This window comes from Arthrobacter sp. PM3 (genome assembly GCF_003352915.1).
Taxonomy (GTDB): domain Bacteria; phylum Actinomycetota; class Actinomycetes; order Actinomycetales; family Micrococcaceae; genus Arthrobacter.
In genome coordinates, this window is the sequence record NZ_CP022314.1 from 1,647,002 (window position 1) to 1,673,093 (window position 26,092).

The window sequence follows — 26,092 nt, forward strand, 5'->3', positions numbered from 1 at the left end:
CGCCCGGCGTCGTCAGTGCGAGGCGCCGCTACGGCCCGGCGGCGGGGACCAGCCAGAAGCCGGCGACTTCGCCGGCCCCGGGGTCGGTGCTGTAGCGGAATCCGTGGACCTGGACGGGCCCGGCCGACAGGTCGACCTGCGTTACCGCGGGCGCGCCGCAGGTGAGGGTCATCTCCGCACTGCCCCCGCCCCGGAGGCCGTCCTGGGACAGGGCCAGGTACGCGCGGGGTGCGCCGATGCAAGCACCGGTGAGCGTGTAGGTTCCCTCCGGCACCGCCGCCACCGAGTGGCCGAACCCGCTGCCGCCAATCCCGCCCGCGCCGCCGAGGACGATCGCGTCCGGCCGCGGGCCGAGGACGGCCGTCAGCTCGTCCAGGTTGCGCGCTTCGGCCTCGGCGAGCCCCGGGTCTACCGGCGGGAGAGGCGGCGGTGCCGGCCGCGACGACACCGCCGGGGCCGCCGTCGAGACGTCATCCGCATACTCGCACCCGGACAGGCCCGCGGCCGCCCCGCCGCGGTCAGGAGCAGCACGGCGCCGCGCATCCACGCGCATCCCTTGACGGGTGACCTGCCCAGTGACATGCCCCGAGCCTACTGGGCACCGCCGCCCGCGCAAGTCACAGGCCGCGGGCCCGGGCTCGGCGCCTAGAGCAGCGACACGGCAGTCCGGACGGCGTCGGGCATTGCTGTGGTGGGCCTGCCGATCAGGCTGCTGAGGTGGGCGGTGGTGACGTGCAGATCGCCGCGGGCAATCCCCAGGTCCGAGTCCGCCAGGATGCCCGCGAAATCCCGGGGTACGCCGAAGCCTGCCAGCAGCTCGGCGTAGTCCGAGGCGGGGAGGTCCTGGTAGCTGACGGGCCGGCTTGCGGCGGCGCTGATGCTCCCGGCCAGGTCGGCCAGGGTGAACGCCTCGTCGCCGCCGAGTTCATAGACCTTGCCGGCCTGGTTATCGGCCGTGAGCACGGCGGCGGCCGCCTCGGCGTAGTCGGCCCGGGTGGCTGCGCTGACTTTGCCGTCGCCGGCGCTGCCGGCCAGGGCGCCCTGCGCCAGCGTGCCCGGCAGCTGGTCCGTGTAGTTCTCCAGGTACCAGCCGTTGCGCAGAAGGGCGAACGGGACGCCGGATTCCTTGAGGAGGGCCTCGGTGGCCAGGTGCTCGTCGGCCAGTTTCATGCCCGTGGTGTCCGCGTTGGCGATGCTCGTGTAGGCAAGCAGGTCCACGCCCTCGGCCTTCGCGGCCTCGATCACGGTCCGGTGCTGAGCCACCCGCCGGCCGACGGTGCTGGAGGAAATCAGCAGCACCTTGTCCGCGCCCTTCAGCGCCGCGGCAACCGATGCGGCGTCGTCGTAGTCCATGGCCCGGACCTGGACCCCGCGGGCGGCGAAGTCGGCCAGCTTCTCCGTGGAACGCCCCGCGGCCACGATCTGGTCCGCGGGGACGTTGCGCTTCAGGAGGGCCTCGATGACGAGCCGGCCCAGCTGGCCGGTTGCTCCGGTGACGACGATGCTCATGGGGAAGTCCTTTCAGGTTTCTTTGCTCTTCCTTTCTGGACAACCGGGCCACCGGCGCAGAACTTCCCTGTGGAGAGTACGCACTTTGAAGTAAGGTACTGACATGAAAGTAAGTAATGGGCGCCCGGGCGCCCCGGCCGCGACGGCCGGCGCCGTATTTCCGGCCGGATGCCCCAGCCGGGTGGTGCTGGACCACGTCACGAGCAAGTGGGGGATCCTGATCCTGGTTGCCCTCGACGACGGCGAGCAGCGCTGGAGTGATCTCCGGCGCCGGGCCGACGGCATCAGCGAAAAGATGCTGGCCCAGACCCTCAAGATCCTGGAACGTGACGGCCTGGTCCACCGCGAGGCGCAACCGAGCATCCCGCCGCGCGTGGATTACAGCCTGACGCCGCGGGGACGGGAGCTGGCCGCGTACCTGCTGCCGCTCTTCGGCTGGGTTGTGGAGAACGCCGACGAGATCCTGGCCGGCCAGGGCTGAAGTGGATCTGTCCTGTCGCCTTACTGTCCCGGGGCGCGGTACGAGGGCGTCTTCTTGGCTGCCTCGTCGAGGTCCTCCGGTGTCATGAGCGGCTTCAGGCGCAGGCTCACCGAACCGGTGGAATTGATCAGGAGGGACAATGCTGCGGCGTTGGCCTGATCCGGGATATCGAAGACCCCCACGACGTCGGTCTCGCCAAAGGCGTAGTAAAAGCACTCGAGTGAACCGCCCGCCGATTTGAGAGCTTCGACCACCGCATCGCGCCGCTTTGTCCCGCCCTCACGCATGAGGCCCTTGATGCCTTCGCCAACGTAGTTTGATTCAAACAGATATTTGCTCATGGCGTTTCCTATCCTGTGATGCCCAGGATGCAGGCCTTTCGAAAGGGTGCCAACTAACCCGCCGATAAACGGTCCTGGGCCGGCCCCAGAGCGGGGCTCTGCCCACATGCCAGGCCTTGCCCTCCAGCCGTTCAACGTTTTTTTGGGGGCCCGAATGATGTCCCGGGCAGTCCGGCCCTACCCTCGGGCGGCGGCCGGGAAGATAATCGGCCGTATCAACCCCGCACACACAATGGAGGTGGCCGACGTGTCGGTTTATACGCTCGGAATCTGGCTGGTGCATCCCGGACGGGAGAACGATTTCATCCAGGCCTGGCGGGACCTGGCCCGGAAGACGAGGGAAGATTTCCCTCACGCCAAGGCCGTGCTGATGCACGACCGGGACGTCAGGAACCGGTTCATCAGCACCGGGCCGTGGGAATCCCTTGAGCAGGTGGAGCAGTGGCGGGCGTCCGACGTGTTCACGCAGGGCGTGGCGAGCATGAAAGATCTGCTGGAACATTTCGAGTCGCGCACCCTTGACGAGGCCGCCAGCATCGGGTGGGACGCCACCGATATGTGAGCCCGCCGCCCGGGACGGTCCGCTGGTTACCCCGCGGGTTATTCCGCCTGCAGCGCCTCGAACACCGCGTCCAGCAGGACGTCGTTCCGGCCCCAGACGGGGTCGAAGATCTCCACGTACCAGGCATCGGCCAGAACGAGGGCCAGGGTCTCATTGGCCTCGGCCGTCCAGTCCCTGAGCTGGTCCTCGCCCACCGGTTCCTCGCTGCTTCCGAGCACGGTCACGACGGCGCCGTCCTGCACGGTCACGGGAATGGAGGCGCTGCTCGCCTCGCCCGGGGCGTGGGCCACCGTCACGAGTTCGGTCCGGGTGGACAGCTCCAGCAGCGCCGACGCCGTCTCCGGGCTGCAGAACGCCGTCACGTACGCCCGCTGCGCGAGTCCTTCGACCTCAACGCCCGGCTGCGATTCCTTGGTGAACAGGCCGTTGCGGTTGAGCCGGGCGAGCTCCCCGGCGATGGCCGTGGTCTCGTCGTCGAACCCCGGTGAAAAGACGCCCGGCTGGTACTGGCTGTTGCCTTCCAGCCACCGGGCGGTCAGTTCGCCGGCCGCCGGAATAGTGGTGGCCTGCCGCCAGACCTCGCGGTCGGCGAGAAGCCGGCCGAAGCTGTCCCGTTCGGTGGTGAACCTGTCCTCTGACATCTCAGGCCTCCCGGGCCTCGGAGCGGGCTGCGGGCTGGGTAGCCGGCTGACCCTGCGGGGTGTGGTGCTGCAGGAGGATGGACAGGCGTTCGCAGCTGACCCGGAGTGCCTCGAGCTCGCGCAGCGCATAGTCCTCGATGATCCCGTTGATCCGCCCGGTGAGGTGCTCGTCGTCGACGTCGAACCCGTGGTTCAGGGTGACCACCGAGAGGCCGTCCGCCGTGCTGACCTCCCAGTCGCCGACGAGCTGCCGGAGCGGCGGTTCCAGGTCCAGCTGCTGGAATTCCGCGCGGTGGCTGGCGGCGTCAAAGACGCGCCAGCAGTGGCTTGAACTCAGTGAACCGTTCGAGACCACCGACGTCCGGAGTTCGTGCGTGGCGTCGTCGCCGCTGACGCGCTCGGAATAGACCGTCAGGCCGTCAAGGTACGGCCAGTGCGAGGCGTCCCGCAGCATGCCGAAGACCAGGTCCGCCGGGGCGTTGATGCTGGTCCGGTGCGTGGTCCGGTGCAAGGTCTGGTCCGCATTGCGCGGCGTGCTCACTGACAAGTTCACCCCTCCTGTGTCGTGTTGGTGTCCTGCAGGTCTTCTATGCAGGCTAGGCGAGTTGAGGCCCGCCGTGAACAATTCCGACCCGCCGCGTCACGCAGTGCAATGTTCGGTAACACTCGGCCGCCGCAGGCCCTTCCGGCGGACGCCGGATGAACCGGTGTTACCGCCTGTATCCCCGGGTTTCACCCGGTTGCACGGCGCTTTGACCGGTTTTCCGGCGCCCCGGATAGTTGCTGGCACCAGCACCACCGACAACTACTCTCAAGGGGAAATCATGTCCAGTCTTGCGTTTAAATCAGGCGTCACGATCGCCCTCGCGGCGAGCACGCTCCTGGGTCTCGCGGCCTGCTCCGACCCGGGAGCCGCCGCTGCCGGCGGAACGAGCTTGGCGCCGTCGTCGTCCTCCAGTGCCAGGCAGTTCAACCTCTCGCCGCAGCAGGACCGCGTCAAGGTCACCGTCGACGACGCCGCCGCCAAGCTCGTCCCCGACGCCGTCAAGAAGGACGGCAAACTGACCGTGGCGGTGAGCCCGTTCGCGGCGCCGCTGGCCGTCTACGCCATCGACAACAAGACGCCGGTGGGCAACGAGGTGGATATCGCCGTCGCCCTGGCCCAGTCGCTGGGCCTGGAAGCGGAGATCGTTCCGACCGCCTGGGCTGACTGGCCGCTCGGCGTCGACTCCGGCAAGTACGAGGCCGCCATCTCCAACGTCACGGTCACGGAGGAGCGCAAGCTCAAGTTCGACTTCGCGACCTACCGTGAGGACAAGCTGGGCTTCTACGCCAAGACTGACAGCGGCATCACCAAGGTGGAGTCGGCGCCCGACGTCGCCGGCAAACGCGTCATTGTCGGCTCCGGCACGAACCAGGAGGCCATCCTGCTGCGCTGGGACGAGGAGAACAAGAAGAACGGCCTCAAGCCGGTGGAGTTCCAGTATTACGACGACGACTCCGCCTCCCAGCTGGCCATCCAGTCCGGCCGGGCGGACCTGACGTTCGGGCCCAACGCCACGGCGGCCTACAAGGCTGCCACCGACGCCAAGACCAAGCTGGTGGGGCTTGTGGCCGGCGGCTGGCCGCTGAAGGCCAGCATCGCCGTCACCACCAAGAAGGACAACGGCTTGGCCGCCGCCGCCCAGGCCGGACTGAACCACCTGATCCAGGACGGCAGCTACGCGAAGATCCTGGACCGCTGGGGCCTGTCCGAGGAAGCCGTCGCGACGTCGGAACTGAACCCGGCGGGCCTGCCCAAGAAGTAGCCCCGCCCGTTAGTAACGCCTAGTAACGCCGGTTGCTCCGTAACTGCCCTTATTGGGGGTGAAAATGGCGGTTACGGAGCAACCGATGGGGAAGACAAGGGCGGGCATCCCCTGAGTGAACCCCACTGGCTGCGCCGCGGGCCGCGGAGCCAGGCCCTCCGCCGGGAAGCCAGTCCGCGGAGACCGAAGGCGTCGGAGAAAACTTCCGTGCGGGTGCATCCGGGTAGGGCCTTCGATCGGTAGTAAGGGTGTAAGCACAACCACAGACCCCATGTGGGCCTCAAAGAGGAGCTGGAAATGCGCAAGACACTCTCTGCTGCCGCCGGAGCAATGACGTTGCTGGCAGCACTGGCACTGGCCGCCCCGGCCCAGGCCGGCGGCTGGCACCACCGCGATGAGGGAACGGCAAAACTATCGGTCCTCCACGGCGTCCCGGGCCTCACCGTGGACGTTTGGGTCGACGGCAAGCTCACCCTGGACAACTTCACTCCGGGCACCTTGGCCGGGCCGTTGAACGTTCCCGACGGTGACCACAAGCTAGCCATTACCGGTGCCGATGCCACGAGCGCCGACAACCCCGCGATCGGCCCGGTCACAGTCGACCTCGAAGCGGGCCGGAACTACACGGCGGTCGCTCATCTGGCCGCCGACGGCACTCCCACGGCGTCGCTGTTCACCAACGACACCTCGCCCAGCCCGGATGGCAAGGGCAAGCTGACCGTCCGCCACGTCGCCGCAGCCCCCGCCGTGGATGTCCTGGCCGGCGGGACCGCAGTCATTGAGGGACTCACCAACCCGCATCAAAAGACACTTACCCTCAAGGCCGGAACCGTCTCCGCCTCGGTCGCAGCGGCCGGAACCACAGACCCGCTGATCGGCCCCGCCGACGTCAAGATCACCGAGGGGAAGAACACCATCGTCTACGCCTGGGGAAGCCTCGCCGACAACAACCTCGGAGTCGCCGTACAGGTCGTGGACTCCTCATCGCACGTAGACGGGAGCCACGGCGAGTAGCCCTCAGAAGCTCCTGCAGCCACTCGGTTCTGCCGGTGGGGGCCCGCCGCTGGCGGCCCCACCGGCACTCATGCCGTTCCCTCCCGGAGGCTGACGCCGTTGGACGATGGCGGAGCCACCGGGAGGAGCGGCATAATGTGGTTCAACAAGGCCTGTGCCCGCTCAAAGGAGCACCCCATGGAGTCTTCCGCCGCGCATGATTGGGACCCCAGCCTCGATCATGCGTTTGCGGGAGGCGATGAACGCGCCCTTGCCGAGGTCTACCGGAGGTTGGGTCCTCTGGTTTACACGCTGGCGCTGAGATCCCTGGGCGAGCGTGCCGCCGCCGACGATGTCACGCAGGAGGTCTTCATCCGGGCCTGGAAATCACGGACCAGTTTTCGTCCCGAGGCGGCGCGGCTGCCGGCTTGGCTGATCGGGATCACACGCAATGCCATCTCCGACGCGTTGTCGGTCCGCTTCCGCCAGCGTCGTCTGGAGGAAGCGGCCATTCACGTCGTTGCAGGTCCCGCCGCCGGCCCGGATGAAGGCGATGTCGAAGAGGTCGCTGACCGCCTGACCCTTGACGAGGAACTGGAGCACCTGGGAGATCCACAACAGACAATAATGCGGCTGGCCTTCTACGAAGACCTGACTCACGACCAGATCTCCTCGCGCCTCAATCTGCCGCTCGGCACCGTCAAAAGCCACATCCGGCGCAGCCTCATGCGATTGCGTACCCGCCTGGAGGTGGAACATGGAACACCTTGACGCCGAACTACTCAGCCTGTTGGCCCTCGGCGAGCCCGCAGGCACAGATGCCGACGCGGACCATCTCGCCAACTGTGCGCAGTGCAGCGAAAGTCTCCAAGCCCTGCAATACACGGTGCACATAGCCACCCTCGACCCCGCCGGCATAGAACTCGAGGAACCGGGCGGCCAGAACTGGACCGCCATCCATGAAGCCCTGGGGCTCTCCCCGGCCGTCGCGGCGGACCCCCTGACCCGGGGCACCATGCGCCCCGCCACGTCATCGGACACGGCCGCCGCCAAGCCGGCCGCGGGGGAGGGGACCACGAAACAGGCCGACGGGCCGGACCATGTCCCGACTCCACTGCGGCCCGGCCGCAAGGACCGGCATGCCCGTCCGGGACTCTGGGTTGCAGCCGCTGCCGCCGGTATCGCCCTCGGTGCGGCTGTCGGCTGGGCCGGCGCCGGATTCCTGGGACAGACCGGTACCCCTGCCCCCGTCCCCAGCCAGTCGGTCCCCGCGTCCATCGTCTTGGCCCAAACGCCCCTGACCCCGCTGCCCACGCACACGGGCAGCGGAGAAGCGCAGGTGCAACAACTGCCCGATGGGACGCGCCAACTCGCGATCCGGCTGTCCAACGACCACGTCTCCGGATTCCAGGGAGTGTGGATGGGCTCTGCCGACCTCACCAAGATGGTCAGCCTGGGCGTCCTCTCCAATGAATCCGGCGTCTTCACCCTCCCGTCCGGCATCGACCTGGCCCAATACCCCATCGTCGACATCTCGGACCAGCCCTACAACGGCAATCCTGCGCACTCGGCTGACAGCATCGCCCGAGGAACGCTCAATCCGGGAAACTGACCTTCCAGGACACGGTGTTCCCCGCCGGCAATGGCCCCGGCCCAGAACCCCACGGTTTGACGAAAATGGCCGCTATGGGAGGTCCCATAGCGGCCATCTCTGACGAACCGGCGCGACCACAGCGGCCGTCTGCGGCGAACCGGCGGGCGAACCGGTGCGGAGCAATCGATGGGGGAGGCCAGCCTCAGAGTTGCTGCTCCCAGACGGTCAGCTGCAGCCGGACAGTATCGGCGTCCGATCCGGCGCCGGAGTTCCAGTGGTCCGTGCCGGACACGCGCGCGCCCATCGCCTCAGACCCGCGCCGCCGCGGAGGCAGACTCAGCGCCGGTGACGTCCGCCGCCGGACGCACCGGTACCGCCAGCCCCAAATTCTCCCGCAGCGTGGTTCCGGCGTACTCGGTCGGGTAGATCCCGCGCTCCTGAAGTTCCGGGACGAGGTGGTTGACGATCTCGTCCAGGCCCGTGGGGATGAGCCACGGCGAGATGTTGAAGCCGTCAACAGCGCCGGTGCGGGCGTATTCTGCCAGCCGGTCGGCGACCTCGGTGTAGGAACCGGTGAAGGTGGAGTCGCCCCGGCTGGTCCGGGCCGACACGAACTGCCGGATGGACAGGCCCTTCTCCTTGGCTTCGGCGCGCCACTGGTCGGCGAGCTGGCGGGCCTTGGCGCCGTGGAAGCCGCTGCCGCGGGTCTCCGACGTTTCCTCCACCGCGGGGTCGATGTCCGGCAACGGGCCGTCGGGATCGTAGCCCTGCAGTTCCCGGCCCCAGAACTGTTCGAGGTAGGCGATGGCCTGTTGCGGGCCGATCTGCAGGCTGCGGACCCAGGCTTTCTTCTCGAGGGCTTCCTGCGGGGTGGCAGCGAGAATGAATTCGCTGGCGGGCATGATCTTCACGTCGTTGGCCCCGCGGCCGGCCTTGAGCGTGCGCGCCACGATGTCGCGGCGGAAGTCCAGGGCGTCGTCCAGCTGCGGGTGGGCGGAGAAAATGACGTCCGCCTGGCGGGCCGCGAAGTCCCGGCCCTCGGGTGAATCCCCGGCCTGGAACAGCACCGGGCGGTACTGGGCGCTGCGCGGCAGCCGCGGCGTGACGTCCACGGAGTAGTGCTTGCCGGTGTGACGCACGCGGCGGACCGCACCGCTTTCGTCCCAGGCGTCCCAGATCCGTTTGGCGGTTTCCACGAAGGCCTCGGCGTGGGTGTACCGGTCGGCGTGGTCCAGGTAGCCGCCACGGCGGAAGTTGGCGCCGGTCCAGGCGTTGTCCGTGGTGACGATGTTCCAGGCCGCCCGGCCGCCGGAGAGCAGGTCCAGCGTGGAGAGCCGGTGCGCCAGGTCCGCAGGGTCGTTGTACGTGGTGTTCTGGGTGGCGACCAGGCCGACGTTGGTGGTTACGGCGGCGAGGGCGGCGAGGGCCGTCTGCGCGTCGGGCCGGCCGGCGACGTCGAGCGCGTGCGGCCGGCCCAGGTGCTCGCGCAGCCGCAGGCCTTCGCCGAGGAAGAAAGCCGCGAAGAGGCCGCGTTCGGCGGTCTGGGCGATGCGCCGGAAAGATTCGAACTCCGTCTGGGAGCCGGAGTCGGCCGCCTTCCAGACGGTTCCGGAGTTGACACCCTGGAAGAAGACGCCCAGCTGCAGCTGCCCGGACGGGGTGAACTCGGTGGCGGGGTGGATGCTGTGGCTCATGACGGGTTCCTTAGTTGTCGGCGGCGGTTGCGGCGGCGTAGCGGCTGGCGGGCCGGGACAGTCCGAGCTGCTCACGGAGGGTCGTGTCCTGGCTGACGGGGGCCAGGAGTTGGCGGCGGCGCAGTTCCGGCAGGACCAGGCGTGAGAGCTCCTCGAGATCCGTCTCCAGCACGGCGGGGTGCAGGCGGACGCCGTCGGCCAGCGTCAGGACCCCGGCGAGCAGTTCGGTGAGCTCGGCCGCCGTGCCGACAAACCGGGCGCGCGGGCTCTGCCACGCGGCGAGGCTGTTCAGTGCATCCAGCCTCGCCACCGCGGTCTGCCCGCGGGAGTCCAGAACGACGTCGAGCTCGGCAATGAGCGCGGGCTCGCGTCCGATGCCGGCCAGGGCCGCCCGTGTCTCCGCGATTTCGGCGGCCAGGAGCTCCGGCGTCGGGGCCGAGACGAGAAGCGCGTCGGCCGCCCCGGCTGCGAGGGCCTCCCGGTCCAGGAGCCCGGCGGGGACGAGCACGGGCAGCTGGCCTTGCAGCGGCCGCGGAATGATGGACGGACCCTTGACCGAATAGTTTTCGCCCTCGAAATCCGCGTAGTGCAGCTTGTCGACGTCGAGGTAACGGCCGGTGGCGACGTCGCGGATCACGGCGTCGTCCTCCCAAGAATCCCAGAGCCGGCGGCCCACCTCGATCGAATCGGCAGCCTCCCGGGAAAGACGCTGCCCGTGCACGGGTTCGCGTCCCACGGCGGCGGCATCGGCCGCGCTCGCCGACGCGGCAACGAGCCAGCCGGCGCGGCCGCCGGAGACGTAGTCCAGGCTGGCGAGCTGGGTCGCAATGTGGAACGGCTCGGTGTAGACGGTGTCCACTTCCGGGATCAGGGCCAGCGATCGTGTCACAGGACCGGCGAACGCGGCGCGTTGCAGCGCGTTCAGCCGGGGTGCCGCTGCCGGTTCGGCGGAGACCGGCGCAGAATAGTCCGGCAGGCCGGGATCGGCAAACGTCGCGGCGTGGAACCCGGCGGATTCGGCGGCCAGCACGGCGCCGCGCAGGCGGTCCGCGGACGGCGCCGCGGGGGGCGCCGTACGGGATGCCCGCGACGCGGCCGGGTGGCTGCCGGCGCCGTCGAGTTCCAGCAGCAGGAGGCCACGGCCGCGTGAAGCTGCAGGGAGGGGAAGGGTGCTCATGATGCGTCCTGACGTTCGTAGGGGATCTGTTCGCCGGCCTCGATAGCCACCGGCAGGCGGTTTTCTGCCGGCGGGAGCGGGCAAGTGGCGAGGTCGGTGTAGGCACACGGCAGGTTGACCGCCCGGTTGAAGTCGAGCAGGACCGTCCCGTCGGCGTCCGGTGCCGGCACGATGAGCGAGCGGTTGGCTGCGTAGGTGGTCTTGCCCGACGTCCCGTCCGTGAAGAGGACCGACAGCGTGCCCGGTGCGTGGCCGTTGAAGGCCGTGAGACTCAGGTCCTGGCCATGCAGCCGGAAGCGGATCTCCCCGGGTGCCTCATAGACGTGCTGGATGCCTTCGACCGCCGCACCCACCGTGGTGGCGCGTGGTTCGGCGAACGGAACGAATATTCCCGAAACGGAATATGCGGGGTCGGGGGAGTAGGCCGGCGTGCCGCGGTAGCCGGCGAGCAGCGGATTCAGCGGATGCCGCGGCCGCACCACATAGCGGCCGCCGCGCTTGGCGACCTCGATCACGGTGTGCCCGGCACCCGCGTCTTCCACGCGCAGGTCCAGGCCTTCGCGCTCGGCGATCGGGCCCAGGATCACGGCCGCTCCGGTGCCGTCCGGGTTCAGGTCCTGCCCGTCGCGCAGGACGCGTTCGCCCGCCGCCAAAACCAGACGGACGGCGTCGTTCTCCACGCTCCACGTGCCCGGCGCACCGTCCAGGCGGGCGGGCGCGGCATCCAGCCAGTGCAGGTGGGTGACGGCGAGGAAGCCGTGGGGATCGGCGCGGTGACGTTCGTGCGCGGCGTGCCAGTCCGTCCAGGCGGCGCCGAACGCGGCGGAGTCCGTGCTGGTTTCGCGGCCCTCGTGGGCAGATGTTTCAGTGTGTGAAGGCATGGGAGCTCCTGTGGGTGTTGTGGTCTGCCTCCGGGCGCCCCGCAAAGGGGTCCCCGGCGGACCAGAGCGTGGTGGGCGCGGCGGCCCGGACGGCCGGGATGACCCCGAGGGCGAACCGTTCCAGGATGTCCAGCTGCTGGCTGAACGGCAGTGTGGTGGGCAGCGAGATCGACTGGAGATCGTGGCCGTAGAGCGCGTGGTAGCTGAGGATCTTGTCGATCACCTGCTCCGGGCTGCCCACCAGAGCCGGCCCCTCCGCGACGGCGTGGTCGATGTCCCGGTACGGGGAGTTGTTGCCGGGGACATTCCGGCCCGTCGTGAGGGCCTCATAGACCGGCCCGAACTGCCGCTTGGCCTCCTGCGTGGTGTCCGCGATGAACACCCCGCCCGCACCGGAACCCGAGCCCAGGTACTGCTGCCGGGGATCGTGGCCGTGGCGTTCGTATTCCTCGCGGTAGTGGTCGATCAGCACCTTGTAGTTCTCGCGCGGCTGGATCGCGTTGGCAGTGAACAGCGGATCGCCCCACTGTGCCGCCAGCGCCGCCGAGGTCAGTGAGGTCGCGGACCCGTGCCACACCCGCGGCGCGCCGGCGAAGGGCCGCGGCGTCGTAGTGACGGGCTCGGTCAGCGCCGGGCGGAACTTCCCGGACCACGTGACGTTCTCCTCGGTCCAGAGCCGGCGCAGCAGCCCGTACTTCTCGGCGAGGAGCTCCCACTGGTCCGCGAGGTCCAGGCCGAACAACGAGTACTGCAGCACCTCGTTGCCCTTGCCGATCACCAGTTCCAGCCGGCCACGGCTCAGCTGGTCGATCGTGGCGTAGTCCTCCGCGACCCGCACCGGGTCCAGAACGGAGAGTACGGTCACCCCGCTCTGCAGCCGGATGCTGGACGTCACCGCGGCGATCGCGGCCAGCACCGTGGTGGGGGAGGAGGAGATGAATTCCCCCGCGTGGCGTTCCCCGACCGAGAAGCTGTCGAAGCCGAGGTCCTCGGCCCGGCGGGCCGTCTCGACGACCTGGTTGAGCCGGTCCGCGGTGGACACGATCTCCCCGGTGACCGGGTTCTTCAGGTGCGGGATGATGTCGAGGACTTGGAACCTCATTGTGTTTTCCCTGCTGGGCCGTTTCCGAAGTTGGCCTCGGTGACGGTCTTGGACTCGGGGAGGGCTTCCTCGGAGAGTCCCCAGCGCTGAAGGACCTTGGCGTAGGAGCCGTCCTTGATGGCCGAGTTCAGGGCGTCCGTGATGGCCGGGGCCAGCCCGTTGCCCTTGAGCGTGGTGGCTGCGACGAGGGTTTCGGACGGCCAGCCGGCGTTGACCTTGCCCACCACCTTGAGGTCGTCGCGGGTGTTTTCCCGGTAGGTCACGGACGGGTAGGGCGCCAGGTTCAGGTCTGTGCGGCCGGAGGACAGGGCCAGGATGGTGTCCGCATCGGAGGAGTAGTACTGCAGCGCCGCGGGCGCTTTGCCCTTGGCCTCCAGTTCCTTGTTCCACGCGATCAGGATCTTTTCCTGGTTGGTGCCCGAGCCCACGGAGATCTTCAGCCCGGAGATGTCGTCGGAGCCCTTGATGTTGTAGTTGGAACTCTTCTTGGCTTCGAAGCCCATGTACGCGGCGCGGTAGCTGGAGAAATCGAAGAGCTTCACCCGGGCCGCGTTGATCCCCACGTTGGAGAAGACGGCCTCGAAGTCGCCGGACTGGGTCTTCAGCGGCCAGTTCTCCCAGGAGGTGACCTGGACGTCCAGGTCGAGTCCCAGCTTGTCCGCGACCAGCTGGGCGAGGTCCACCTCGACGCCGATCGGGGTCTTGTCGTCGGTGGCGTGGAAGGACAGCGGAATGGCGCCCGCCGTGGTCGCGACGGTGAGCTTGCCGTCCTTGCTGATCGGCGAGGGGACCTCCGCGGCGAGAGCCGCGTCCTTGGCTGTGCGGATGCGCTGCTGGTCCGGGGAGGTGTTGTATACGACGCCGTTGCGGGCCGCCGTCGTGGCCGGCTGCGCGCCGGACGCCGCGGAGGCGCCGGGATCGGAGCAGGCGCTCAGCGCCAGCGTGCCGGACAGCGCTCCGATGACGACGACGGCGGGCAGCGCCGCCTGCTTCCGCCGGGGACGAGTGGCGGGGCGGGGAGTGGAAAGTGCCATGCGATGTTCCTTAGATGTTGAAGGCGGGTTCGATCACCTTGGAGAGAAAGCTCCGGGTGCGTTCCTCGCGCGGGTTGCTGAAGATGTCCTGGGGTGCGCCTTGCTCGATGATCCGGCCCTGGTCCATGAACACCACCGTGTCCGCGACGTCGCGGGCGAAGCCCATCTCGTGGGTGACGATGATCAGGGTGGTGCCGGACGTGGCGAGTTCGCGGATGACGTCCAGGACCTCGTTGACCAGTTCCGGGTCGAGGGCGGACGTGGGTTCGTCGAAGAGCAGGATCTTGGGGTCCAGGGCCAGGGCGCGGGCGATGGCGACGCGCTGCTGCTGGCCGCCGGAGAGCTGGCGGGGGTAGGCGCCGGCGCGGTCTTTGAGGCCCACCCGGTCCAGCAGTTCGAGGCCGCGCTCGCGGGCCTGCGCTTTGGACCTGCCCTGGGCGACGACGGGGGCCTCGGTGACGTTTTCCAGCGCGGTGAGGTGCGGGAACAGGTTAAAGTTCTGGAACACCATTCCGATTTCGGTGCGCTGCTTCAGGATGTCCTTTTCGCGCAGTTCGTGGAGCCTGGTGCCGCGGACCTCATAGCCCACCAGCGTCCCGTCGATGGCGATGAACCCGCCGTCGACCTTCTCCAGGTGGTTGATGGTGCGCAGCAGGGTGGATTTGCCGGACCCGGAGGGGCCGACGATGACGGCGACGCCGCCGGGCTCGACGGTCAGCGAGACGTCCTCGAGGACTTCCGTGGCGCCGAAGGATTTGCGGACCCTGGTGATTTCCACGAGCCCGCGGGTGGGGGCGGCGGGGCCGGTGACTGGTTCACGGACGGCGGTGCTCATCGGGTGCCCCCTTTCCGGGTGGTTTCCCTGGGCGCGGGTGCATGGGTGGCGAGGAATCTGCGGGCCTTCTGCAGCGGGGTCAGCGGCAGGGTGCGGACCGCTCCCTTGGAGTAGTGCCGTTCGATGTAGTACTGGAAGATGCTCAGGACCGAGGTGATGACCACGTACCAGAGGGTGGCCACGAGCAGCAGCGGCAGGACCTGCTGGGTCCGGTTGTAGATGACCTGGACGGTGTAGAAGAGCTCGGAGTACGCCAGGACGTAGACGATCGAGGTGCCCTTGACCAGGCCGATGACCTCGTTAAAGGCCGTGGGCAGGATGGCGCGCATGGCCTGCGGCAGGACGATCCTGGTGGAGCGCCGCCACGCCGGGATGCCCAGTGCGGCCGCGGCCTCGAGCTGGCCCTGGTCCACGGAGAGGATGCCGCCGCGGATGATCTCGGCCGAATAGGCGGCCTGGTTGAGGGTCAGGCCGAGGACCGCCGCGGCGAACTGGCTGATCAGGGTGGTGGTCTGCGCCTCGAAGAAGCGGATGTCCGTGAAGGGGATGCCCAGACTGATCTTCTCGTACAGGTAGCCCAGGTTGTACCAAAGCAGCATCTGCACCAGCAGCGGCGTGGACCGGAAGATCCAGGAGAACGTCCACGAGACGGAGACCAGCAGCGGGGACGCGGAGAGCCGCATCAGGGCCAGGATGAACCCGAGGATGAACCCGAGCGCGCCGGAGATCGCGGTCAGCTTGAGCGTCTCGACGAGCCCGTTCACGATCGACTGCGCGGTGAACCACTGCGCCACCACGCCCCACTCCCAGCGCGGGTTGGTGACCAGGGACCAGGCGATCCCGGCGACGCCGAGGGCGACCACCGCCGTGCCCACCCAGCGCCACGGGTGGCGGGCCGGGACCAGCCGGTAGTCGGCGTAGTTCGCGGCGGCTGTGGTGTCGGGTGCCGTGTTTCCGGGTGCCGGGTCCGGCGTGGTGTCAGGTGTGGTTCCGGTGCCGGGGGACGCCGGCTCCGGGGCGGACTGCGCCACCGGGGTTGCTGTTGAACTCATGCGCCACCTCAGTTCTTCCAGTTGGTGTGGGGTTCGGTTGGCTGCCAATCTAGGGCGGCCCCAAAACGCCCGGCAAGGCGCAAAGTTGCACGCGTTCACGCGGGTTCGCACGGCGTCACACGACGATTTATTGCGCTGATTTGCGCCCCGTTACGCGGGGTGAACGGCCGTGACCGGCGCCTCGACCGGCCCGGTTGACGCTGCCTAGCATGAGGGCTCCGAACCCGACCCAGGAGGCCCCCATGCCAGCGAAAACCCCGTCCCTGGTCCTCATCGGCGGCGGCCCGCGTACGGCCGGGGTGCTGGAACGCCTTGCCGCCAACCGGCAGGAACTCGTCCACGGCACGCTCCAGGTTCACGTCGTGGAGCCGCACACTCCCGGATCCGGCCGGATCTGGCGCTATGAACAGGACGCCGGGCTCATGCTCAATTCCACCGCGGCGGACGTCACGATGTTCACGGACGCCTCTGTCCAGTGCGAGGGACCCGCCGCCGCGGGGCCGGCCCTGTCCGACTGGGCGGCCGGGGTCCTGGACGGGTCCATCACGGACGTGCCGGACCTCCCGCGGCACCTGGAAGACCAGCTGCGGTCCCTGACCGGCGCCACGTTCCCCACCCGGCAGCTGCAAAGCGTCTACCTCGAGTGGTTCTTCCGCCGGGCTGTTGCTTCCCTCGGACCGGATACCACGGTGACTGTGCACCGGGACACGGCTGTCGCCGTCGAACCTGTCGCCGTCGAACCCGCAGAGGCTGAAACCGTGGACGGAGGCCCCGGCCCGGGCGGGTACCGCGTGCGGCTCGCCGGCGGCACGGTGCTGCACGCCGACGTCGTGGTGGCCTCCCTGGGCCACACCGATTCACTGCCTGACAGCGCGTCCGCCGCGTGGGCGGATTTTGCCGCCCGGCACGGCGGGTTCCACGCCGCGCCCAGCTACACCACCGACGTCGACTACTCACCGATCGCCGCCGGGCAGGACGTGATTGTCTCCGGCATGGGCCTGGCGTTCGTGGACCTGCTGGTGCTGCTCATGGAGGGCCGCGGCGGCCGGTTCGAGGAACTGCCCGACGGCGGCCTGCGTTACCTGCCCTCCGGCGCCGAACCGCGGCTGTGGGCCGGGTCCCGCCGCGGCGTGCCGTACCACTCCAAGATTTCCTCCACTCTGCGCGGCGACGCCGCGGGGGAGCCGGCGTTCTTCACCGCCGGCGCCGTCGACGCGCTGCTGGAGGCATCCGGCGAGCTGGATTTCCGTGCCCAGCTGTGGCCCCTGATCGCCAAGGACGCCGGCTACGCGTACTACCGTGAGCTGTTCACCGGCTACCCGGAGCGGGTCCGGACCGGCTGGGAGGAATTCGCCGCCCGCTTCTGCGCCGTGGACTGGTACAACGAGGACCGCCGGCGGCTGGTCGGCGAGTCCGTCCCGGACCCGGAGCTCCACCTGGACTTCGAACGGCTGGACCACCCCTTGGCCGGCCGGATCTTCGCCGGCCACGCCGATGTCCAGGCCGCGGTGGCCGGACACATCCGCCGCGACCTGGAACTGCGGACCGGACCGGACCATTCGGAGACACTGGCCCTGTTCACCTCGCTGCTCAAGTCCTACATGGACCTCGGCCGCCTGGTGCCGTCCGAGCGGCTGAATGCCCGGTCCCAGCGTGAGGTGCAGGAATGGTGGCACGGCTTCTTCAGCTTCGTCGACTCGGGGCCGCCGCCGCGCCGGCTGCGGGAGATGCTGGCGATCCACCAGGCCGGGCTGCTGCACTTCATCGGCCCCGGGCTGGAAATCACCGCCGCGGAGTACTCCGGCCGGTTCGTTGCCGCCTCCGCCCGGTCCGGCATCACCGTCTCCGCCGCAGCACTGATCGAAGCCCGGCTCCCGGCGCCGTCGGTGGCACGCTCCGCCAACCCGCTGCTGCGCCAGCTGCACACCTCGGGGCTCGGCACCGAGCAGCAGCTCCTGACCGCGGACGGCACCCACTCGACGGGGCGGCTCCTGGTGTCCTCCCGCAACGAGCTCATCAGCCCGGTGGGGGAACGGCGTGAGCGGCTGTTCGGCGTCGGACCCGGGACCTCCGGCTGGGGCGCGGGCGCCTTCGCCCGGCCCGGCACCAACGCCGCGCCCTTCCGCGAGAACGACGCCCTCGCCCGTCGCATCCTCACCCTGCTCGCCCCCGCACCGCGGCAGACCCCTGCCGTGCCCGCGCGCCCCCTGGACACCTCGGGCCTGACGGTCCTGAGCCTGCCCATGGGCGATCCCCGGGTCCGGCCGCTCCTGGACGAGCTCGCGGTCGAATACGACACCCGGTACGGCAACCTCTTCGGCCGGGGAGCCGCCGCGGAGGAACTGAACCGCTACCCGGCCGGGGAATTCGCCGGACCGGGCGGGGCCCTGCTCATTGTGCGGGAGAACGGCCAATCCGTGGCGGGCGGCGCGTTCCGCCGGCACGGCCCGCAGACCGCCGAATTCAAGCGGATCTGGACGCATTCGGCGCATCGCCGCCGCGGGCTCGCCCGGTTCGTCCTGGCCGAGCTGGAGGCGCTGGCCGCCCGCCGCGGCTACCGGCAGGTCTACCTGACCACCGGCCCCCGGCAGCCCGAAGCCAAGCACCTCTACCTCAGCACCGGCTACGCGGCCCAGTTCGATCTCTCCGCGGATCCCGAGACCATCGGAGCCCTGGCCTTCACCAAGGACCTCCCCGCCCAAACAGCAACGCGGGGTCACTTAGCGCCGGTCAGGGGCCCCGGGATGGGCGATATCTGACCCCGCGTTGCTTCGGGCTAAAGTTCACTCAGGGGAATCCCCCGGGACGGGATTTTAGGGACCCGCCGCTAAACCGCGGTGGGGAAGCAACGGGAGTCATCAGTGCGGCATGGAGCCAAGCCCACCATCCGTGATGTCGCGGTAACAGCCGGGGTGTCCCTGACCACCGTGTCCTACGTGCTTTCCGGCCGGTCCGGCGGCACTACCCGGATCAGCCAGGCCACCCAGGACCGTGTGCACGCCGCGGTCCGGGACCTTGGCTACGTGGCCAACCGCGCCGCCCGCGGGATGCGGCGGGGCCGGACGGAACTGGTGGCCGTGGCTGTGGCGGACCTCGAACAGCCCTTGGACAGGGCACTTGCGACCGTGCTGGCCGCGATCCTGCCCGAGCACGGATACCAGGCGGTCATCCTGCTGGGCGGGGGCTGGCGGCAGTACATGCTCTCCGGCGGCGCCGACGGCGTCATCCGGCTGGGCGTAGCCGCGACCGCCGAAGACGCCGCCGTTATGGCCGAACTCGCCGGCCGCGGCGTCGCCCAGGTCCTGATTACGGACGACGCCGGAGCCGGCGGCCCTGCTGCCGGCTCCGGCGTTCCGGCGGAGTACGACGTCGTGACCGCCGGAACTGACGGCCCGGAGGTCGTGGCCCGGCGCGCAGCCGCGGCGCTGCTGGGCCGGCTGCGGGTTTAGGCGTCCCGCAGCGGGCGCCGGGCCAGCCACGCGGCGACGACCGCGCCGGAGATGTTGTGCCAGAGGGAGAACACGGCGGACGGCAGGGCCGCCAGCGCGCCGAAGTGCGCCGTGGCGAGGGTCGCGGCCAGGCCGGAATTCTGCATCCCGACCTCAAAAGCCAGCGCGCGGCGGGCCTTGCCGTCCAGTCGCCCCAGCTTGCCGGCCAGGTAGCCCAGGCCCAGGCCGAATCCGTTGTGCAGCACCACCGCGAGGAACACGATGCCGCCCGCGGCGACAATCTTGCTCGCGCTGCCGGCCACCACGATCGCCACGATCAGGGAAATCACCGCGGCGGAAGCCCACGGCAGTGCCGGCAGGACCTTGGCCACGACCCTCTTGAGGAACAGGCGGGCGAGCAGGCCGGCAATGACGGGCAGCAGGACGGTCTTGACGATGTCCTGGACCATGCCGCCGGCGTCGATGCTCAGATAGGAGCCGGCCAGGAACAGCACCAGCAGCGGCGTCACGATCGGGGCGATCAGGGTGGACACGGACGCCACGGCCACGGACAGGGCCACGTCGCCCTTGGCCAGGAACGCCATGACGTTCGAGGCAGTGCCCGACGGCGCGCAGCCGACCAGGATCAGGCCCACGGCCAGCTCCGGCTCGAGGTGCAGGGCGGCCGCGATCAGCCACCCGGCCCCCGGCATGATGACGTAGTGGGCCACGATTCCCAGGGCCACCGCCCACGGGCGCTTGGCCACCGAGGCGAAGTCGGGCGGAGTCAGGGTCAGGCCCATGCAGAACATGATGATGCCGAGCAGGAACGGCACGGTGGGTGCCAGGGGCCTGAAGGCCCCGGGGAGCAGGAATCCGGCGAGCCCGGCCACCACAACGAGGATCGGGAAGATCGTCACCGCGATCCGGGCGATCTTTGCCTCGGCGGCGAGGGCGGGGTTGGCCGGGACGGCGGCAGCGGTGCCTGTGTCCCCGGCCGTGGTCGGAGTTTTAGTTGCCTCAAGCATCTATGAATGGTGCCACCGGTGTCCGCGGACCGGCCACTTCATGACCGCGTGTCGGATGAATATGTCAGATTTTTGGCGGGGGCCCGCCTTGTGCGATCGGCGACTTGGATAGGGTTGATGCGGTGAGCGCCCCGACGCGGCGGCTCCCCTCTCCTTCGGCGCGGCGCGGCGCCCCATTTTTCAAGCATCCGGAGGCGCTCGTACGCCCTCTTGAGCACCCACCTGATCATGAACGGAGCCGGCGATGACCGCCACGTCCGCCGGGCCCGCCCCGGCCCCCACTCCCGAGCAGCTGCAGTCCGTCCGGGGTGCCCTGCGCTCCCCGCGCCGGCTCAAGAACGAGGTCTTCGGCGGGCTCGTCGTTGGCCTGGCCCTGATTCCGGAGGCGATCGCCTTCTCGGTCATCGCCGGCGTGGATCCGCGGATCGGGCTCTTCGCCGCCTTCACCATGGCCGTGACCATCTCCTTCGTCGGCGGCCGGCCGGCGATGATTTCGGCCGCCACCGGCGCCGTCGCCCTGGTGATCGCGCCGCTGGTGAAGTCCCACGGGCTGGACTATCTCGTGGCGGCGGTGATCCTCGCCGGCATTTTCCAGATCATTCTGGGCCTGTCCGGGGTGGCGAAGCTGATGCGCTTCATTCCCCGGTCCGTCATGGTGGGGTTCGTCAACGCCCTGGCCATTCTGGTCTTCCTGGCCCAAATGCCCGAGCTGACCGGCGTCCCCTGGCCGGTCTATCCGCTGACGGCGGCAGGCCTGCTGATCGTTGTCGGGCTGCCCCGGCTGACCAGCGCCGTACCCGCCCCGCTCATCGCAATCGTGGTCCTGACCGTCGTGACCGTGCTGGCCGGCGTCGACGTCCCCACTGTCGGGGACAAGGGTGCACTGCCGGACTCGCTTCCCGTGCTCTTCTTTCCGAATGTGCCGCTTAACCTCGAAACGCTGCAGGTGCTCTTTCCCTACGCGCTGGCTATGGCCTTCGTGGGGCTGCTCGAATCGCTGATGACTGCCAAGCTTGTCGACGACATCACGGACACCCGTTCCTCCAAGACGCGCGAGGCCTGGGGCCAGGGCGTGGCGAACATCGTCACCGGCTTCTTCGGCGGGATGGGCGGCTGCGCCATGATTGGCCAGACCATGATCAACGTCAAGGCATCCGGCGCGCGCACACGGATCTCCACCTTCCTGGCCGGTGTCTTCCTGCTCATCCTCGTGGTGGCCCTGGGCGGTGTAGTGTCCCTGATCCCCATGGCCGCCCTGGTGGCCATCATGATCTTCGTCTGCATCGCGACCTTCGACTGGCACAGCATCCGGCCGGCCACCCTGAAGGCCCTGCCCAAAAGCGAAACCGCTGTCATGGTCGCCACCGTGGCCGTCACCGTCGCCACGCACAACCTGGCGATCGGCGTCGGCGTCGGCGTCCTGGTGGCCATGGTCCTGTTCGCCCGCCGGGTGGCGCACTTCGTTGCGGTGCGGCGCACCGTGACCGCGGACGACGGCGGAACGCTCGTCACGTACAAGGTCGACGGCGAGCTGTTCTTCGCCTCCTCGAATGACCTCTACACCCAGTTTGAGTACGCCCTGGACCCTGACCGCGTGGTCATCGACATGCACGATTCCCACCTTTGGGACGCGTCCACCGTCGCCACGCTGGACGCCATCACCCGGAAGTACCGGCACCACGGCAAGAGCGTCGACGTCGTGGGCCTCAACGAGGCGAGCCTCCTGATGCGCGAGAGGCTCGCCGGCAAACTGGGCGCCGGGCACTAGCCCCCACACCTGGCCGGCGGTCCGGACGGTCCCTACACCGGCCCGCGCTGCCGGAATTTCCCCGCTTATGAAGGCCGCGTCGTGCGTGGCGTGCTACATCGCCGGCGATTCATGGCCAGGTGCCGTCGAAGGTGGGGAGATGGCGCGGCGGAGCTCACGGCGGCGCGTCGGGATCCTTACGACGCCGGTTTGGTGGCCTTCCCGTCGAGCCAGAGCATGTCCGACTCGTCGCGGTGCACGCCGTCGGAGCCGACATGCTTGGCGTCGATCTGCGGGCCGTTCTTTATGACGTGCACCAGGGCCATGCCGTGGCCGCGGCCCAGTCCGTAGTCCTCCTTGAGCCACTCCAGAATGGTTCCGGCTTTGACGGAGGGCTCGGCGAAGCCCTTGTCCCGGGCGATTTCAAGCAGTTGGCGGGGCGTGAGCCCGGTTTTGTCTTCGATGGTGTCGAGATAGGCCTGAAACGACATGCGGGTTCCTTTCGGCGGGCCGGACATTCCGGGGCCACTCTAGGGAGTGCAACCGGCCCGGCGCCAGTGCACGTCCGGCCCGAGTTCGCCGGAACGCGTCCAGATCGCCGGAAGGGAGGCAACGGCGACCCCACGGGTTTCCGGCGACTTCGGCACCGCCGCGGCCAGGTCCCCGGAGCCTAGCCCTGGGTCAGGCGGTACCGTTCGATCTGCCTCAGCCGCCGCAGGAGGCTGTCGCGCCTCGGATGGGGAACGGCGTCGGCGGGCTCGGCGGTGAGCTCGATGTGTTCGGTGCCGTACTGCCACAGCAGCAGGTCATCGAGCAGCCGGTCCGGACCGGGGGAGTAGCGGTGGTCCAAAGCCTTGCGGACGTCGGTGATCCGGTTGGCGCTGAGCAGCCCCGCGAGCTGCATCGTCTGGTTGAGGCCGTGGGCGGCCATGAGCTCGGCAGCCCAGCCCCAGTCGTCGTCGACTTTCCGGTCCACGTGCGGCAGCAGGGTCCGCCAGACGTCGCGGATCCGGTTCGGCGTCAGCGGCGCGGCGCCCTCCCCGTCCATGTCCCAGTAGCTGCGGACTTCCTCGTAACGCTCGTGGAGGTCCGAGAACGCCGTCTCCACGGTCTCCAGCATGGCGGCCGTGGCGGTGAACTGGCGGTCGAAGTGCGGGGTCCAGGCCCGGGGGTCCTCGGCCTTGAAGCGGATGTCGTGCTCGATCTCGCTCCAGGCGTGGGCGAACACCGTGCGGATCTGGCATTCGAAGAAATAGCTGCCGTTGGGCGGGATCTCCGGGTTGAAGACCTGCTGGTAGTCCTTGACGGCCTCGTTCTGGATGGTCCGCAGGATCAGGTGCCGGCTGGAGTAGCCGTAGGTGCCGGACTCGATCGAGCCGATGTCCTTCTCCCGGTCCCCGCGGCAGTCAAAAAGCTGGCGCTGGCGCTTGATCAAATTGGCCACGACGGCGTTCTCCGCCGGCAGAGTGGTGATGACACGGACCCCGACCATGTCGTTAAGGGTCCGGAAGGGGTCCGGAAACTTCAGCACAGGCGGCCCGCCCGGCTCCAGCGGTTCTTCCGTGCGGGAGATCTTTTCGCGGAAGGACTCGACAGTCTTGGTGCGGCCGGTGACGAACAACGGCGTGACTTCGGTTTCCTTGAGCATGGTCCGCAGGTTGAGCAGGACCTCCCGGGTGACCAGCTTCAGGGCAGGCCGGACCCGCTCGTAGAGTTCCACGTTCTCCTGCACCGATTCGCGCAGGCTCAGGTCCAAACGGTCCCAGTTGCTCGCCATGCGTCCAGCTTACGGCGCACCACCGACACCGGCCCGCAAGCCCGCTCGCGGCCGGCGCCCGCTGTAGGCTCAATCCATGGCTGTGAAGAGGCACAAGTACCACTACGGTGAGGACCCCAGTCAGTGGGGCGAACTCTTCCTCCCGGATGTGGCCGCGCCCAGGGGGATTGTGGTGGTGATCCATGGCGGGTACTGGCGGTCACAGTACGGCGCGGAACTCGGGGAGCCGCTGGCAAAGGACTTCGCGGCGCACGGCATGGCCGCCTGGAACCTGGAGTACCGGCGGGCAGGCAACGGCGGCGGCTGGCCCAATACGTTTGCCGACGTCCTGGCCGGCATCGACAAGCTCGGCGAGGTCGCCGACGAACACGGGCTCGGCCTGGAACGGGTGGTGGCCCTGGGCCATTCGGCCGGGGGTCACCTTGCGGTCTGGGCGGCGGGCCGCAGCCGGCTCGCCGGACTCGGCGCCCCCGACGCCGACCGCCAGCTGGTCCGCCGGGGCGAGGACGACGGCGCGGTGCGGCTCACCGGTGTCGTCAGCCAGTCCGGGGTGCTCAACCTTGCCGCCGCCGAGCGGCTCAACCTCAGCAACGGCGCCGTGAGCAACTTCCTTGGCGGCTCATCGGAGAGATACCCCAAACGGCATAAATATGCTGACCCGATGACCGCCGTGCCGCTGGACGTGCCCGTCTATGCCGTCCACGGTACTGAGGACGACACAGTGCCGTTCAGCCAGTCCGAGACCTATGCCGGGGCGGCGAAAGCGGCGGGGGCACCCGTGCAACTGCTCAGGGTGCCCGGCGACCACTTTGCCCTCATCGACCCGAAGGCGCCCGCCTACCGCAAATGCCGCGAGCTGGTACAGCAGCTGCTCGGCTGACGTCTCCGCCGCCGCGGGGCCGGCCGGGGCGGCGTGCCCCCGGCCGCTGAAAGCGAATAGACTGGAGCCCAGGTGCGCCGGGAAGTCTGGTCGGCATAGTTCCGTCGACCCCACTTTGAGGATTCCATGAGCGAGCTTCCCCCGCACCCCGCACCGCCCCGCCTGACCATTTTCGGCCGCGGCAGCTACGCCGAAGCCCTGCGGATCGGCGAGATCCTCCGCAAGGAAACCGTCGGCGGCGCACTGCTGGTTGCCGCGGCGGTGGTGGCCCTCATCTGGGCCAACTCGCCGGCGTCGGCGAGCTACTTCGCGCTGCGCGACTTCACCATCGGCTACGCACCCTGGCATCTGGACCTGAGCCTCGGGGCCTGGGCCGCTGACGGCCTGCTGGCCATCTTCTTCTTCCTCGTCGGGCTCGAACTCAAGCGCGAGTTCGTCGCCGGGGACCTCCGGCAGCCCAGCAAATCCGTGGTTCCCGTGGCCGCGGCCGTGGGCGGCGTGGCCGTTCCCGCGCTCATCTACGCGGCTGTCAACCTCGCGGCGCCCGAGAACCTGCGGGGCTGGGCGATCCCCACAGCCACTGACATCGCGTTCGCGGTCGCGGTGCTGGCGATCATCGGGTCCCACCTGCCCAGCGCGCTGCGCATCTTCCTGCTCACCCTCGCCGTCGTCGATGACCTCCTGGCCATCACCATCATCGCCGTGTTCTACACCAGCGAACTCCATCTCGTGCCGCTCCTGCTCGCGCTGCTCCCGCTGGGCCTCTACACGTTCCTGGTGCAGAAGTACCGGCGCTTCTTCGGCACGCACGCCGCGGCCGCCTGGCTGATCCTGCTGCCCCTCGGCGCCGCCACGTGGGCGCTCGTCCACGCGTCGGGCATCCACGCCACCGTCGCAGGGGTCCTGCTCGGCTTCGCCGTCCCCGTGCTCCGGTCCCGGGCCAGCGGCGGCCCCGAGGCCGGACCCGGCCTCGCGGAGATCTTCGAACACCGGTTCCGCCCGATCTCCGCCGGCATCGCCGTTCCGGTCTTCGCCTTCTTTTCCGCCGGGGTCGCCATCGGCGGCCTGCAGGGCCTCGGTGCCGCCCTGACCGATCCCGTCGCGGTGGGCATCGTCTTTGCCCTCGTGCTCGGGAAGCCGGCCGGGATCCTCGGCACCACGTGGCTCATCACCAAAACCACCCGGGCCCGGCTGGACGGCTCTTTCAAGTGGGTGGACGTCTTCGGCCTGTCCGTCCTGGCCGGCATCGGCTTCACGGTGTCGCTGCTGGTCGCCGAACTGAGCTTCGGGTCCGGCACCGCTCATGAGGACCACGCCAAGGTGGGGATCCTTGCGGCCTCCGTGCTCGCGGCATTGCTCGCGACGGCGGTGCTCCGGACCCGCAACACTCATTACCGCCGGGCGGAAGCGGAAGAAAAAATCGATTCAGACCACGACGGCATCCCGGACGTCTACCAGCAAGGCCGTGCGGCAGACTAGGTTGGTGACCGGGCCGTGGGGGCCGGACCGCGAATCATACCCCAAGGGG

Annotated in this window: 26 protein-coding genes and 1 pseudogene; 12 read left to right on the forward strand and 15 right to left on the reverse strand. The window is 69.1% G+C overall.

Going from position 1 to position 26,092, the window contains the following annotated elements:
• Nucleotides 1-28 precede the first annotated feature (28 nt).
• The gene (locus CFN17_RS07625) at nucleotides 29-547 is read right to left on the reverse strand and encodes a hypothetical protein (protein ID WP_208750815.1); all 519 of its coding nucleotides are present in this window, start codon (nucleotides 545-547) and stop codon (nucleotides 29-31) included.
• A 98-nt stretch (nucleotides 548-645) separates the two neighbouring features.
• Entirely contained in the window at nucleotides 646-1,509 is an 864-nt protein-coding gene (locus tag CFN17_RS07630) for an SDR family oxidoreductase (RefSeq protein WP_208750816.1), read from the reverse strand.
• Nucleotides 1,510-1,612: 103 nt separating this feature from the next.
• Here CFN17_RS07630 and CFN17_RS07635 point away from each other — a divergent pair, with 103 nt between their 5' ends.
• The gene (locus CFN17_RS07635; protein ID WP_208750817.1) at nucleotides 1,613-1,990 is read left to right on the forward strand and encodes a helix-turn-helix domain-containing protein; all 378 of its coding nucleotides are present in this window, start codon (nucleotides 1,613-1,615) and stop codon (nucleotides 1,988-1,990) included.
• Between the two features lie 20 nt (nucleotides 1,991-2,010).
• On the opposite strand, the gene CFN17_RS07640 is transcribed toward CFN17_RS07635, so the two are convergent.
• Nucleotides 2,011-2,331 carry a GYD domain-containing protein gene (locus tag CFN17_RS07640; RefSeq protein WP_208750818.1) on the reverse strand — a complete coding sequence of 107 codons (321 nt, stop codon included), beginning with the start codon at nucleotides 2,329-2,331 and terminating at the stop codon, nucleotides 2,011-2,013.
• Nucleotides 2,332-2,563: 232 nt separating this feature from the next.
• Here CFN17_RS07640 and CFN17_RS07645 point away from each other — a divergent pair, with 232 nt between their 5' ends.
• Complete coding sequence (locus tag CFN17_RS07645; protein WP_208750819.1) at nucleotides 2,564-2,893, forward strand: antibiotic biosynthesis monooxygenase family protein; 330 nt, start codon at nucleotides 2,564-2,566, stop codon at nucleotides 2,891-2,893.
• A 38-nt stretch (nucleotides 2,894-2,931) separates the two neighbouring features.
• On the opposite strand, the gene CFN17_RS07650 is transcribed toward CFN17_RS07645, so the two are convergent.
• Nucleotides 2,932-3,534, reverse strand: coding sequence for a DUF6919 domain-containing protein (locus CFN17_RS07650; RefSeq protein ID WP_208750820.1), 603 nt, complete (start codon nucleotides 3,532-3,534; stop codon nucleotides 2,932-2,934).
• A gap of 1 nt (nucleotide 3,535) precedes the next feature.
• The gene (locus CFN17_RS07655) at nucleotides 3,536-4,087 is read right to left on the reverse strand and encodes an SRPBCC family protein (protein ID WP_261792410.1); all 552 of its coding nucleotides are present in this window, start codon (nucleotides 4,085-4,087) and stop codon (nucleotides 3,536-3,538) included.
• 271 nt (nucleotides 4,088-4,358) lie between these two features.
• Between CFN17_RS07655 and CFN17_RS07660 the strand changes: the two genes are divergently transcribed.
• The 4 genes from CFN17_RS07660 to CFN17_RS07675 all read left to right on the forward strand — a co-directional run bounded on the left by CFN17_RS07660 (nucleotide 4,359) and on the right by CFN17_RS07675 (nucleotide 7,947).
• Complete coding sequence (locus tag CFN17_RS07660) at nucleotides 4,359-5,342, forward strand: ABC transporter substrate-binding protein (protein WP_208750821.1); 984 nt, start codon at nucleotides 4,359-4,361, stop codon at nucleotides 5,340-5,342.
• Between the two features lie 297 nt (nucleotides 5,343-5,639).
• Nucleotides 5,640-6,356 (forward strand): DUF4397 domain-containing protein, encoded by a 717-nt coding sequence (locus CFN17_RS07665; protein ID WP_208750822.1) that lies wholly within the window; start codon nucleotides 5,640-5,642, stop codon nucleotides 6,354-6,356.
• Nucleotides 6,357-6,533: 177 nt separating this feature from the next.
• Entirely contained in the window at nucleotides 6,534-7,106 is a 573-nt protein-coding gene (locus tag CFN17_RS07670) for an RNA polymerase sigma factor (protein ID WP_208750823.1), read from the forward strand.
• Nucleotides 7,093-7,947 (forward strand): anti-sigma factor, encoded by an 855-nt coding sequence (locus CFN17_RS07675; protein WP_208750824.1) that lies wholly within the window; start codon nucleotides 7,093-7,095, stop codon nucleotides 7,945-7,947. Before CFN17_RS07670 ends, CFN17_RS07675 begins: the two co-directional genes overlap by 14 nt.
• Before the next feature lie 290 nt (nucleotides 7,948-8,237).
• On the opposite strand, the gene CFN17_RS07680 is transcribed toward CFN17_RS07675, so the two are convergent.
• Genes CFN17_RS07680 through CFN17_RS07710 form a run of 7 tightly spaced genes read right to left on the reverse strand, consistent with a single transcriptional unit; the run spans nucleotide 8,238 to nucleotide 15,704 of the window.
• On the reverse strand, nucleotides 8,238-9,623 hold the full coding sequence (locus tag CFN17_RS07680; protein ID WP_208750825.1) for an NtaA/DmoA family FMN-dependent monooxygenase: 1,386 nt from the start codon (nucleotides 9,621-9,623) through the stop codon (nucleotides 8,238-8,240).
• Nucleotides 9,624-9,633: 10 nt separating this feature from the next.
• Nucleotides 9,634-10,800: an LLM class flavin-dependent oxidoreductase gene (locus CFN17_RS07685; protein WP_208750826.1), complete on the reverse strand. Its 1,167-nt coding sequence runs from the start codon at nucleotides 10,798-10,800 to the stop codon at nucleotides 9,634-9,636.
• Nucleotides 10,797-11,681: a DUF1684 domain-containing protein gene (locus CFN17_RS07690; RefSeq protein WP_208750827.1), complete on the reverse strand. Its 885-nt coding sequence runs from the start codon at nucleotides 11,679-11,681 to the stop codon at nucleotides 10,797-10,799. The genes CFN17_RS07685 and CFN17_RS07690 overlap by 4 nt, the downstream gene beginning before the upstream one ends.
• Nucleotides 11,665-12,783, reverse strand: coding sequence for an LLM class flavin-dependent oxidoreductase (locus CFN17_RS07695; RefSeq protein WP_208750828.1), 1,119 nt, complete (start codon nucleotides 12,781-12,783; stop codon nucleotides 11,665-11,667). Before CFN17_RS07695 ends, CFN17_RS07690 begins: the two co-directional genes overlap by 17 nt.
• Nucleotides 12,780-13,817, reverse strand: coding sequence for an ABC transporter substrate-binding protein (locus CFN17_RS07700; RefSeq protein WP_208750829.1), 1,038 nt, complete (start codon nucleotides 13,815-13,817; stop codon nucleotides 12,780-12,782). The genes CFN17_RS07695 and CFN17_RS07700 overlap by 4 nt, the downstream gene beginning before the upstream one ends.
• A 10-nt stretch (nucleotides 13,818-13,827) precedes the next feature.
• Entirely contained in the window at nucleotides 13,828-14,652 is an 825-nt protein-coding gene (locus tag CFN17_RS07705; RefSeq protein WP_208750830.1) for an amino acid ABC transporter ATP-binding protein, read from the reverse strand.
• The gene (locus CFN17_RS07710; RefSeq protein ID WP_208750831.1) at nucleotides 14,649-15,704 is read right to left on the reverse strand and encodes an amino acid ABC transporter permease; all 1,056 of its coding nucleotides are present in this window, start codon (nucleotides 15,702-15,704) and stop codon (nucleotides 14,649-14,651) included. Before CFN17_RS07710 ends, CFN17_RS07705 begins: the two co-directional genes overlap by 4 nt.
• A 242-nt stretch (nucleotides 15,705-15,946) precedes the next feature.
• On the opposite strand from CFN17_RS07710, the pseudogene CFN17_RS07715 reads away from it, so the two are divergent.
• The 3 genes and pseudogenes from CFN17_RS07715 to CFN17_RS07720 all read left to right on the forward strand — a co-directional run.
• Nucleotides 15,947-17,881 (forward strand): annotated as a pseudogene (locus tag CFN17_RS07715) (FAD/NAD(P)-binding protein); the annotation flags it as partial.
• Between the two features lie 66 nt (nucleotides 17,882-17,947).
• Complete coding sequence (locus CFN17_RS19915) at nucleotides 17,948-18,463, forward strand: GNAT family N-acetyltransferase (RefSeq protein WP_261792448.1); 516 nt, start codon at nucleotides 17,948-17,950, stop codon at nucleotides 18,461-18,463.
• 102 nt (nucleotides 18,464-18,565) lie between these two features.
• Entirely contained in the window at nucleotides 18,566-19,153 is a 588-nt protein-coding gene (locus CFN17_RS07720) for a LacI family DNA-binding transcriptional regulator (protein ID WP_208750833.1), read from the forward strand.
• Here the strand turns inward: CFN17_RS07720 and CFN17_RS07725 are convergent.
• On the reverse strand, nucleotides 19,150-20,160 hold the full coding sequence (locus CFN17_RS07725) for a bile acid:sodium symporter family protein (RefSeq protein ID WP_208750834.1): 1,011 nt from the start codon (nucleotides 20,158-20,160) through the stop codon (nucleotides 19,150-19,152). The two genes, CFN17_RS07720 and CFN17_RS07725, sit on opposite strands and share 4 nt — an antisense overlap.
• A gap of 244 nt (nucleotides 20,161-20,404) precedes the next feature.
• Between CFN17_RS07725 and CFN17_RS07730 the strand changes: the two genes are divergently transcribed.
• On the forward strand, nucleotides 20,405-21,928 hold the full coding sequence (locus CFN17_RS07730) for a SulP family inorganic anion transporter (protein ID WP_208750835.1): 1,524 nt from the start codon (nucleotides 20,405-20,407) through the stop codon (nucleotides 21,926-21,928).
• A 176-nt stretch (nucleotides 21,929-22,104) separates the two neighbouring features.
• Here CFN17_RS07730 and CFN17_RS07735 read toward each other — a convergent pair whose 3' ends face one another.
• Together CFN17_RS07735 and CFN17_RS07740 are read right to left on the reverse strand one after the other, a co-directional pair.
• Complete coding sequence (locus CFN17_RS07735) at nucleotides 22,105-22,398, reverse strand: DUF4287 domain-containing protein (RefSeq protein WP_208750836.1); 294 nt, start codon at nucleotides 22,396-22,398, stop codon at nucleotides 22,105-22,107.
• Nucleotides 22,399-22,577: 179 nt separating this feature from the next.
• Entirely contained in the window at nucleotides 22,578-23,684 is a 1,107-nt protein-coding gene (locus tag CFN17_RS07740) for a GTP pyrophosphokinase family protein (RefSeq protein ID WP_208750837.1), read from the reverse strand.
• Nucleotides 23,685-23,766: 82 nt separating this feature from the next.
• Here CFN17_RS07740 and CFN17_RS07745 point away from each other — a divergent pair, with 82 nt between their 5' ends.
• A complete protein-coding gene (locus CFN17_RS07745; RefSeq protein WP_208751397.1) occupies nucleotides 23,767-24,564 on the forward strand; it encodes an alpha/beta hydrolase in 798 nt (265 codons plus the stop codon).
• 126 nt (nucleotides 24,565-24,690) lie between these two features.
• Nucleotides 24,691-26,043: a Na+/H+ antiporter NhaA gene (gene nhaA / locus CFN17_RS07750; protein WP_208750838.1), complete on the forward strand. Its 1,353-nt coding sequence runs from the start codon at nucleotides 24,691-24,693 to the stop codon at nucleotides 26,041-26,043.
• The last annotated feature ends 49 nt before the right edge of the window (nucleotides 26,044-26,092 follow it).

Excerpts from the sequence above, each read along its gene's own strand:
- CFN17_RS07695 (WP_208750828.1), bottom strand. The coding sequence starts at position 12,783 with ATGAGGTTCCAAGTCCTCGACATCATCCCGCACCTGAAGAACCCGGTC.
- CFN17_RS07630 (WP_208750816.1), bottom strand. The coding sequence starts at position 1,509 with ATGAGCATCGTCGTCACCGGAGCAACCGGCCAGCTGGGCCGGCTCGTC.
- CFN17_RS07650 (WP_208750820.1), bottom strand. The coding sequence starts at position 3,534 with ATGTCAGAGGACAGGTTCACCACCGAACGGGACAGCTTCGGCCGGCTT.
- CFN17_RS07725 (WP_208750834.1), bottom strand. The coding sequence starts at position 20,160 with ATGCTTGAGGCAACTAAAACTCCGACCACGGCCGGGGACACAGGCACC.
- CFN17_RS07690 (WP_208750827.1), bottom strand. The coding sequence starts at position 11,681 with ATGCCTTCACACACTGAAACATCTGCCCACGAGGGCCGCGAAACCAGC.
- CFN17_RS07680 (WP_208750825.1), bottom strand. The coding sequence starts at position 9,623 with ATGAGCCACAGCATCCACCCCGCCACCGAGTTCACCCCGTCCGGGCAG.
- CFN17_RS07670 (WP_208750823.1), top strand. The coding sequence starts at position 6,534 with ATGGAGTCTTCCGCCGCGCATGATTGGGACCCCAGCCTCGATCATGCG.
- CFN17_RS07665 (WP_208750822.1), top strand. The coding sequence starts at position 5,640 with ATGCGCAAGACACTCTCTGCTGCCGCCGGAGCAATGACGTTGCTGGCA.
- CFN17_RS07640 (WP_208750818.1), bottom strand. The coding sequence starts at position 2,331 with ATGAGCAAATATCTGTTTGAATCAAACTACGTTGGCGAAGGCATCAAG.
- nhaA (WP_208750838.1), top strand. The coding sequence starts at position 24,691 with ATGAGCGAGCTTCCCCCGCACCCCGCACCGCCCCGCCTGACCATTTTC.
- CFN17_RS07700 (WP_208750829.1), bottom strand. The coding sequence starts at position 13,817 with ATGGCACTTTCCACTCCCCGCCCCGCCACTCGTCCCCGGCGGAAGCAG.
- CFN17_RS07685 (WP_208750826.1), bottom strand. The coding sequence starts at position 10,800 with ATGAGCACCCTTCCCCTCCCTGCAGCTTCACGCGGCCGTGGCCTCCTG.
- CFN17_RS07675 (WP_208750824.1), top strand. The coding sequence starts at position 7,093 with ATGGAACACCTTGACGCCGAACTACTCAGCCTGTTGGCCCTCGGCGAG.
- CFN17_RS07735 (WP_208750836.1), bottom strand. The coding sequence starts at position 22,398 with ATGTCGTTTCAGGCCTATCTCGACACCATCGAAGACAAAACCGGGCTC.
- CFN17_RS07635 (WP_208750817.1), top strand. The coding sequence starts at position 1,613 with ATGAAAGTAAGTAATGGGCGCCCGGGCGCCCCGGCCGCGACGGCCGGC.
- CFN17_RS19915 (WP_261792448.1), top strand. The coding sequence starts at position 17,948 with ATGGGCGATCCCCGGGTCCGGCCGCTCCTGGACGAGCTCGCGGTCGAA.
- CFN17_RS07645 (WP_208750819.1), top strand. The coding sequence starts at position 2,564 with ATGGAGGTGGCCGACGTGTCGGTTTATACGCTCGGAATCTGGCTGGTG.
- CFN17_RS07660 (WP_208750821.1), top strand. The coding sequence starts at position 4,359 with ATGTCCAGTCTTGCGTTTAAATCAGGCGTCACGATCGCCCTCGCGGCG.
- CFN17_RS07730 (WP_208750835.1), top strand. The coding sequence starts at position 20,405 with ATGACCGCCACGTCCGCCGGGCCCGCCCCGGCCCCCACTCCCGAGCAG.
- CFN17_RS07740 (WP_208750837.1), bottom strand. The coding sequence starts at position 23,684 with ATGGCGAGCAACTGGGACCGTTTGGACCTGAGCCTGCGCGAATCGGTG.
- CFN17_RS07705 (WP_208750830.1), bottom strand. The coding sequence starts at position 14,652 with ATGAGCACCGCCGTCCGTGAACCAGTCACCGGCCCCGCCGCCCCCACC.
- CFN17_RS07710 (WP_208750831.1), bottom strand. The coding sequence starts at position 15,704 with ATGAGTTCAACAGCAACCCCGGTGGCGCAGTCCGCCCCGGAGCCGGCG.